10 protein-coding genes and 1 pseudogene are annotated in these 8060 nt (G+C 63.8%); 1 reads left to right on the top strand and 10 read right to left on the bottom strand.

Going from position 1 to position 8060, the window contains the following annotated elements; genetic code table 11:
- Nucleotides 1–96: 96 nt before the first annotated feature.
- Nucleotides 97–309 carry a hypothetical protein gene (locus BL253_RS44360; RefSeq protein ID WP_131831659.1) on the bottom strand — a complete coding sequence of 71 codons (213 nt, stop codon included), beginning with the start codon at nt 307–309 and terminating at the stop codon, nt 97–99.
- A gap of 93 nt (nt 310–402) precedes the next feature.
- Nucleotides 403–798: a nitronate monooxygenase gene (locus BL253_RS45210; RefSeq protein WP_076822101.1), complete on the bottom strand. Its 396-nt coding sequence runs from the start codon at nt 796–798 to the stop codon at nt 403–405.
- A gap of 340 nt (nt 799–1138) precedes the next feature.
- Here BL253_RS45210 and BL253_RS35285 point away from each other — a divergent pair, with 340 nt between their 5' ends.
- Nucleotides 1139–2284 (top strand): ISAs1 family transposase, encoded by a 1146-nt coding sequence (locus BL253_RS35285; RefSeq protein ID WP_241835423.1) that lies wholly within the window; start codon nt 1139–1141, stop codon nt 2282–2284.
- On the opposite strand, the gene BL253_RS44370 is transcribed toward BL253_RS35285, so the two are convergent.
- The 8 genes and pseudogenes from BL253_RS44370 to BL253_RS35320 form a co-directional block, all read right to left on the bottom strand.
- Nucleotides 2265–2510, bottom strand: a complete 246-nt coding sequence (locus tag BL253_RS44370) for a hypothetical protein (RefSeq protein WP_241835424.1) — start codon at nt 2508–2510, stop codon at nt 2265–2267. The genes BL253_RS35285 and BL253_RS44370 overlap by 20 nt on opposite strands.
- 42 nt (nt 2511–2552) lie before the next feature.
- Nucleotides 2553–2600 (bottom strand): annotated as a pseudogene (locus BL253_RS44375) (hypothetical protein); the annotation flags it as partial.
- Nucleotides 2601–2859: 259 nt separating this feature from the next.
- Nucleotides 2860–3120: an IS3 family transposase gene (locus BL253_RS45650; RefSeq protein ID WP_076822104.1), complete on the bottom strand. Its 261-nt coding sequence runs from the start codon at nt 3118–3120 to the stop codon at nt 2860–2862.
- Nucleotides 3121–3322: 202 nt separating this feature from the next.
- Nucleotides 3323–3775 carry a nuclear transport factor 2 family protein gene (locus BL253_RS35300; RefSeq protein ID WP_076822106.1) on the bottom strand — a complete coding sequence of 151 codons (453 nt, stop codon included), beginning with the start codon at nt 3773–3775 and terminating at the stop codon, nt 3323–3325.
- Nucleotides 3776–4054: 279 nt separating this feature from the next.
- Nucleotides 4055–5167 carry an NDMA-dependent alcohol dehydrogenase gene (locus BL253_RS35305; protein ID WP_076822108.1) on the bottom strand — a complete coding sequence of 371 codons (1113 nt, stop codon included), beginning with the start codon at nt 5165–5167 and terminating at the stop codon, nt 4055–4057.
- A gap of 32 nt (nt 5168–5199) precedes the next feature.
- Entirely contained in the window at nt 5200–6624 is a 1425-nt protein-coding gene (locus tag BL253_RS35310) for an aldehyde dehydrogenase (protein ID WP_241835425.1), read from the bottom strand.
- Nucleotides 6625–6725: 101 nt separating this feature from the next.
- On the bottom strand, nt 6726–7013 hold the full coding sequence (locus tag BL253_RS45655; protein WP_420801749.1) for a ferredoxin: 288 nt from the start codon (nt 7011–7013) through the stop codon (nt 6726–6728).
- 1 nt (nt 7014) lies between these two features.
- Nucleotides 7015–8060: cytochrome P450 (locus BL253_RS35320; RefSeq protein ID WP_206745141.1), on the bottom strand; the 1046-nt coding region annotated here is incomplete at its 5' end.

Below are 8060 nucleotides of genomic sequence, written 5' to 3' on the forward strand. Positions count from 1 at the left end.
CATCGAGACACCGGAGCGCGACAGCTCCGTCTACCGTTCCCGCGACCACCACCAACCGACCGATCGGACGCCACCAGACAACCCACACCGCAGAGCTCAGTCCGCCTTGATGGCGGTCTCAAGTCGCTMGACTGCGGCGAGCAGGTCCTCGATCATTTCTGCGACCACCTGACGGGCGGGCCGGATCGTTCGGATCTGCCCAACGGCCTGGCCGACGACAGGGCTCAGGAGCCTGGTCGCCGGCGAGTCCGGGTGGTGCGCGACACGCGTGACCCACCGACGGGGGTTGTGGACGAGCTTGCTCTGCATCGGCATCGGCAATGGGACGGTGCTCTGCCTGCTCCCACGCGTCGGTCCAGCCACTACGCAGCACCCGGCAGGTCATCCCGGTGAGCGAGCGCGTCACCACCGCCTCCTGGGAGGAAGCTCGGAGGAACAGCCGTCGCGCTTCCGGGGTACTCTTCCCCTCCTGGGTGCCGAGCCACATCGAACCGCACCGCACTTCGGCCGCCCCAAGGCCAGCGCTGCGGCGACCTGATGGCCTTCGGCGATCCCGCCCGCGGCGAGCACCGCCAGCCGGGCCACTGCGTCCACGACCTGGGGAGCCAGCACCATAGTCGCGACCTTGCCGGTGTGTCCGCCCGCTTCGGTTCCCGTGCAATGACAAAGTCGACCCCGCCGCTTTGTGCCGAAGCGCGTAGTCAACTGATCCGGCCTGTGCACCAACAATGACCCCGGCGGCGTATGCACGTTCGACAACCTCGCGTGGCGGGGCGCCGAGAGCGGCCACGAGGACATTGGTGTCGTGCTCGAAGGCGACGTCGAGGACCAACCGCATCGTCCTCGGATCGATCAGATCGGCCTCGAGTGTGGCCGGTGGAGCGGATGCGCGAGCGTTCGGGCATGGCGGGATCCGGTTGGTCGCGCGGGCGGCGGACCAGGGCGGCGGCAAGTTTGCTTGGTAGCGGCTCGTAGCCCGTGCTGAGGGTTTCTGGCGGGTCCTGGCAGCGGGCGGGGCGTGGCTGATCGGCCCTGGAAGCAGGCGCGGACATGACCCTGGTGATCATGGAGGTTCCTACGCCGTCCGTGATGTTCCCGAGGTGCCATGCCCGCCGCACCATTATCGTCGGCTGCCCCTGTGCTGGATCAGCTGGCCGCCGCTTCAGGGCCGGCGGTTGGTCGCAAGGCCACGCCGGCTGATCTGCTCGCCGTGTTCGAGCAGGTCACCGACCCGCGAAAGCCCCGAGGCCGTCGTCATCGGCTCCCGGTCCTGCTCACGCTGGCGACGTGCGCGGTGCTCGCCGGGGCCAGGTCGTTCACGGCTATCGCCGAGTGGGCCGCCGACGCCGGCGAGCAGGTCACCGGCCTGCTCGGGATCGTGCGGGTCCCGGACGCTTCGACGTTCCGTCGGGTCCTTGCCCGGCTTGATGCCGACGCCCTCGACACGGCGCTGGGAGCCTGGGCCGCCGCCAGGACCACCCCCGGCCAGGGCGAACAGCGCCGGGTCGCGGTTGACGGGAAGACCCTGCGCGGCAGCCGGAACGGCGATGCCCCCGGTCGGCACCTGCTCGCCGCGCTCGACCAGCGCCACGCGGTCGTGCTCGCGCAGTGCGCCGTCGACGCGAAGACGAACGAGATCCCGAAGCTCAGGGACCTCCTCGCTGGCCTGGACCTGACCGACGTCGTGGTCACCGCCGACGCCCTGCACACCCAGGACGACACCGCCACCTGGCTCACCGACCGCGGCGCGCACTACCTCCTGATCGTCAAGGCGAACCAGCCCACCCTCCACGCCCAGCTCACCGCCCTGCCCTGGACGAAGGTCCGCACCACCGCGCGGACCACCAGCCGCGGCCACGGCCGGCTCGAACACCGGACCGTGAAGACGACCGAGGTCCGCGCCGGCCTCGGCTTCCCGCACGCGGTCCAGGCCGTCCGGATCACCCGCCGCCGCAGGTCCCTGACCAGCGGGAAGAGCACGACCGAGACCATCCACGCCGTCACCAGCCTGCCCACCCACCAAGCCAGCCCCGTGCTGCTCGCCGGCCTCGCCCGCGGCCACTGGGCCATCGAGAACAGGCTCCACTGGGTCCGCGACGTCACCTACGACGAAGACCACCACCGCGCCCGAACAGGAAACGCACCCCAGGTCATGGCCAGCCTCCGAAACCTCGCGATCACCATCCTGCGCCTCACCGGCACCACCAACATCGCCCAGGCCCTACGCCACCACGCCCGCCACCCCGAACGACCCCTCGAAACGATCAAAAAGGCCAGTTGCTAACCAGCAACTTTGCCGCCGCCCTGGGCGGCGGACGTCTCCGAGGACTCGGGAACACCGAGCGGCCCTCCTTCTCCCAGGCGTAGCCGAACTCGACGGCGTTCTCCTTCGTGTCCGCCACATCGACCTCGAACCCGTCGATCGCGAGCAGCAGCCGGTCCCGCAGCCACGCGCCCCGCGTGCCCAGGATCGCGACCTGGCCCGCGACCTGTTCAAACAGCTCGGCCATCACCGCCCGGCCCAACCGCTTACGGACCCGCGTGATCCCACCAGCCGTCGGTGGCGTCCACGCCGCGTCCCAGCAACCGAACCGGTCCAGCGACCCAGTGACCTTCGCCGCGACCTCGGTGTAGTCGTCGTCGGGAACAGGCGTATTGCCAACGTCAGATACGCCGTCACATGCGGCGGCAACTTCCCACCCGCGCGCTGCGCGCCGCCGTCACCAGCACCCCAACCGCCGCCTGGTCCGGGGTCACCATCGAAGTCACAAATCGTGACCAAACCACCCACCAGCACCGCCGCCACGCCGCACCGACCCAACAGGAACAAGCAGACCCAGCCGACCCGTCACGATCCAACTAGGTTAAACGGCATTGGGTCAGGCCCCGGCGGCGCCGGCGCCGGGGCGCTGCCAGGCCTAGTTCGGCCATCAGCGTCGCGACAGTGTTCTTCGACACCGACCAGCCCCGGGTGCGTAGCTCCGCCGTGATCCTTGGTGAGCCGTAGAGGCCGCGGTGCAAGTGGAACAGCCAGCGTACCGTCTCGACAAGCGCCCGGCGCCGCGCCCGACGCACCGACACATCGCCGTGGCGCCACTTGTGGAACCAGGACTCCGACACGTTCGGCAGCCGGCACGACAGCCGGTAGGGAACCTGGTACTCAGCCCGCTGGGAACAATGAACCCGGTCAGCTCTGCCGGCCCGCCCGGCCCATCGCCTCGTTCACCCAGAGGGCACGGATCGCTTGAGGACATCACGCTCCATCGTGAGCCCCTTGACGCCCCACGCCCGTTGGCTCAAGGAAGCGCCAAAGTTTTCTCGGTCAGCCCGTCGCGAAGGACGGCATGACGCGCCCGGGCTCCCAGAAGGCCTTCAGCGACGCGACCCGACCGTCGTCGTTGACGACGTACACCATCACGAGGTCGATCGTCATGCGGCTCCCGTCGGGGAACGAGGTCTTGATCCGGCCAACATTCGCGCAGGCGTTGCTGCCCGGGTTGGCGAACGACTCGTAGATTTCGAACTCGAACCTGCCGAGCGGCTCGATGACCAGCTTCCAGAAGGCCAAGATCCCCTCGTGGCCTCTGTGGCCCTTTCCCTCGGGGTCGAACATCGACGGCCCCACCGGGTCTTCGATCACGGCGTCCTCCGCGTACACCGTCAGAAACTCGGCAAGGTCCCCCTTGGCCACCGCGGAGTAGGAGCGCTGCGACGCGATCCGGGCCGGATGCGAGTCGTTCGGTGCGGTCCAGGTGATGGCGTCCGACGTGATCATTGATTTCTCCTATAGAGCGGCGGCCAGGATGCAAGTCCGGTCAGTGCAGGCCGGGTTGGTCTGCTGGTCGGCCTTGAGGGCGTTGAACACGGCCCGCACCAGGCGTCATTTCAGACAGCGCCGGGCCTCGGTCTTCGAGTCTCGGCGGCGGGGCGTTTGTCGTAGTAGGTGTCGCCGAGGCCATCGAGTCGGATCTGGGTGACCGCGACGCGGTGCAGCGCGGCGTTGAGCCGCCGGTTGCCGGCACGGGTCGTCCGGACCGGCCAGCCGTGTTGGAAGCTAATCGAACACAACCAGCCCCCGCATGACTTGACCGCTCAACAGATCGTCATATCCTTCATTTATCTGGCCCAGCGAATAGGTCTTCGTGGCCAGTTCGTCCAGCAACAATTGACCGCTCTTGTAGAGACGCATCAATTTTGGAAACTCACTTTGCGCATTGCATCCGCCGAAAAGATTGCCAACAATTTCCTTTTGCGACAGGACCAGGTCGGCAAGGATCACGTCTGCTGTCATTGYCCCCGCCACAGGGACCGATGTCAAACAGGCGCGGCCGCCCTTGCGCGTCAGAAGCAACAGCGGCTTAAGCATGTCCGGTGTCATGAGGCCGGCGCACAAGATGGTCTTGTCGGCCATTACACCCCGTGTCAGGTCCCCAACGAGTGGCAGCGCCTCGTCCATGCTCGACACGGCATGGGTTGCGCCGAAGACCTTCGATTGTTCGCGCCGAAAATCGAAAGGATCTACAGCGACAATGGTCTCGGCGCCAGCGATTCGAGCACCCTGGATAGCGCTAGAGCCAATCCCCCCCGCTCCAACGACTACCACGGTGTCCCCAGCCTCAACACCAGCTCGGTGGACCGCAGCACCGAAACCCGTAGCCACACCGCAGCCCACGAATGAGGCAAACTTCAGGTCAATGTCATTGTCAATCTTGACGCACGAATCCTGGTGAACGACGAGGTCGGGCGTGAAAGTCCCAAGCATAGAGAACTGGCGCAACTCGTGACCGCGCGCGCGGACGCGCGCCATACTGTCCGTGATCGGAAGCCCATTTGTGATGACGGCGCCGTAATCGCACAATTGAGACGACCCACTTGCACACCAGCGACAATGGCCACATGAAGGCATGAAAGCGAGAATCACATGGTCGCCCTCCACCAGCCGAGTGACGCCAGGCCCTACCTCCTCGACCACGCCTGCGCCTTCATGGCCACCGATGAGGGGTAGAGTCATCTCCAAATCGCCCTTGACGACGTGGTCATCGGTGTGGCAAAGCCCGGAGGAGGCGAGCTTGATGCGGACCTCGCCGAAACGAGGAGGATCGATCTCGGTATCTTCGATGACCCATGGCGTACCTACTTGCCACAGGACGGCCGCTCTCGATTGCACGGGGGACCTTTCGGATGTCGGTACGCGGACTCTTAGATGTAGATGGCTTTGGTCTGCGAATAGGCGTGGAGCGCATCGGCGCCCAGTTCACGGCCGATTCCACTTTCCTTATAACCACCGAACGGTGCGTTGATCGCCACGTTGTAGCGATTCACTCCGAATGTTCCGGTCTGCACCTTGCGGGCTATTTCGAGCCCGCGGTCTGGATCAGAGGTGAAGACACTCCCCCCCAAGCCAAAGGGCGAGTCGTTGGCCAACCGAACTGCCTCGTCGTCTCCCTCATACGGGATCACCGCGATGACCGGGCCAAAAATCTCCTCTCTCGCGATTCTCATGTCATTTTTCACATTCGCGAAGACTGTACCCTCGACGAAATATCCTCGATCGAACCTGGTGGGGCGACCACCACCCGCTGTCACCTGCGCCCCTTCGGCGATCCCTGCCTGAATGTACCCAGTGACCCGTTCGAGTTGACTCTTACTCGTGAGCGGGCCCGCCTGCGTCTCGGGGTCGAACGGGTCGCCAATCGTCATCTCATCCATGGCCGATGACAACGCTTCCACCATTTCGTCGTACCGACTCCTCGGCGCCAGAATGCGCGTGTTCGAGTAGCACGTCTGGCCGGTGATCGGGATGACGAAAGTCGAGAGGTTCCGAGTGAAGGTCTCGACCTCCACGTCATCAAGGAGAATGCCCGCCGATTTGCCGCCAAGTTCTAGGGTGACTGGCTTCAAGAGCGACCCAGCAGTCCGTGCAATGGACTTGCCTACCACGGTTGATCCAGTGAATGCGATCTTGCGGATCAAAGGATGACGTACTAGCGCCTCGCCAGCGGTGACTGCCCCTGTCACATAGTTGATGACGCCCGGCGGAAATCCGGCCTCCACCGAAGCTTCGGCAAGGTGGATCAGATCCAAGGACGTCTCCGGAGACGGCTTGATCACCACGGTGCAGCCAGCCGCTAGTGCAGGACCCAACTTCCATGCCAAGAGCGCTGTTGGCCCATTCCACGGCACGATCAAACCAGCAACACCAATAGGCTCGCGGCGAACGATGGTGGTTGTCCCGTCAGGCGCTTCGACTTCTGTCTCGACCTCGAAGCGGTCCGCGAGATCAGCGCTGTAGCGGTAAACCGAGTCGACGTGTATTTGATTCCCAAACGTCGCGAAGCCGATTGGAGTGCCGTTCTGCTCCGAAACAAGACGAGAAATAACATCGCTACGCTTCAATAGCGCGTTAGCGAGAGCGCGAATGTAGCCGGCTCGCTCTTTGGGCGTAAGCGCCGCCCACGCAGGTAAGGCTCGGTCTGCTGCTCGCGCCGCCATATCGATATCGTCCGCACTGCTGTCCGCCACGCTGCCAATTACTTGCTCGGTGGTCGGGTTGATCACCGGAATCCTGGCGTCCACCGAAGACGGAACGAACTGCCCGTCGATGTAATTTGTCGCAGTGGTCACAACCAACTCCTTGCATTTGTAATGACGGCAACACATTGGGATGACCGTGCGGGTCCGGCCGGCCTTGAAGTCAAAAAGCGTGCCGCCCCTTCGGCCACTTTTCAATCGACTCGAAGTGCTGAGGCAGGACACGCCTCAACAGCGGCGTGGACTCGGGAAAGGTCGGCCGGCGCCACCGATGGCGAAAGAATAATCAATGCACCGTTCTTTCCGATCTCGAAGTGAGCTGGGTCAAGAACCTCGCAGATTCCGTTCCCCGCACAGCGGTCTCGATCTACGACGACGGTGTGCACACTGTGCTCCTGCGGTCGGCCCGATACGTTGGAGGCAGTAGGGATTCTCCTGTTTCCGGGCAATTTTTTCTGTGTCTCATCGGATTCCGCCACCACGTTAGTTGACGCTCGCAGGCAGGCGCTTCACGCCGTGGATGGTCTCGCTGTAAAGAAACTCCGGTTCACCCACCCGCAGCTTAGGAAGTCTTGTTAGTATCTCGCGAAAGAGCGCCTTAAGCTGAGCCTTAGCGATGCCATTGCCCATGCAGTAGTGAACTCCCCCGCCACCAAAGGCAATGTGACGGTTCGGGGAGCGATCGAGGCGGAATGCACCAGGCTCGTCGAAGACCGACTCGTCGCGATTCCCCGAACAATAAAAGAGACCGACCTTATCGCCTTCACAGATGTCGATGCCGCGCAGGTTGATGTCCGCCGTGGCGGTCCGAGAAAACGCAATGACCGGAGAGGCATGCCTGATGAACTCCTCCACGGCCGCGCCGATGCGACCGTCGAAGTCTTCTAGGAGCCAGGCGCGCTGATGCGGATTCTTCTCAAGCGCGATCACTGTGAGTGTCGTGGACTGTTTCGTCGTGTCGAGGCCAGCGCCACATAGCAGTACTAGAATGGCGCCGATCTCGTCTTCGCTAAGCACCTTCCCGTCGATCCTCACCGTRCCCAAGGCTGTGAGGATGTCCTCCTTCGGCTGCTTGCGTCGATGACTCACCAATTCGACGCCCATCGCTTGGATCGCAGCCGCCTGCTCCAACATGAAGTCGAGGGTGCTCGTGCCTTCTGGCAGGAACTCAGGATCACGAGATCCGATCAACTTGTTGCCCAAATCAGCGAAATGCTCCGTTAAAGAGTCAGGTACTCCAATCAGGTCCGCGACGGTCTGTAGCGGCAGCTTCGCCGCGACCGCGCTCACGAACTCGATATCGCCGGCTCCAACGGCGTCATCGACGATCTTGGCGGCTCGCTGATTAATCTTGTCTACGAGCCCCGCTACGGCCTTGGGTGTGAAGCCCGCACTCATCACTTGGCGGTACTTTGCATGGTCTGGAGGATCCATGGTGAGAAAGGTCGGTACACCAACGAAAGGCGTGGGTGACAGGGCGACCGATTGAGTGGAGGTGAACAGCTCGGGGTGCATACTGACGTATCGGA

This window comes from Pseudofrankia asymbiotica (assembly GCF_001983105.1).
Lineage (GTDB): Bacteria > Actinomycetota > Actinomycetes > Frankiales > Frankiaceae > Pseudofrankia > Pseudofrankia asymbiotica.